1 rRNA gene is annotated in these 290 nt (G+C 49.3%); it reads right to left on the bottom strand.

The features are described from left to right. Positions 1–124, bottom strand: a 23S ribosomal RNA gene (locus tag BHE89_RS01050); the annotation flags it as partial. Positions 125–290: the final 166 nt, after the last annotated feature.

The raw sequence follows: 290 nt of genomic DNA, 5'->3' as shown, positions 1-290 counted from the left end.
CCCCATTCGGAAATCGTCGGGTATAACGGTTCATATCACCTTACCGACGCTTATCGCAGATTAGCACGTCCTTCATCGCCTCTGATTGCCTAGGCATCCACCGTGTACGCTTATTCGCTTAACCTCACAACCCGAAGATGTTTCTCTCGAAGACGACTTTAAAGGTCATGGCTACACAAGCATCAATTCGTTGTTGGGCAGTGCTCGTAATGCTCACATACTTAAGTATGCTGCGCTTACTGCGCGCTGTCCGCCTAGAATTGCTGTTGTTCGCTCATGACACTCGCCTT

The sequence above is a fragment of the Shigella sp. FC1967 genome, from assembly GCF_001743005.1.
In the GTDB taxonomy this organism is placed as follows: Bacteria; Pseudomonadota; Gammaproteobacteria; order Enterobacterales; family Enterobacteriaceae; genus Proteus.
This window is presented reverse-complemented; position numbering and strand designations above follow the sequence as displayed.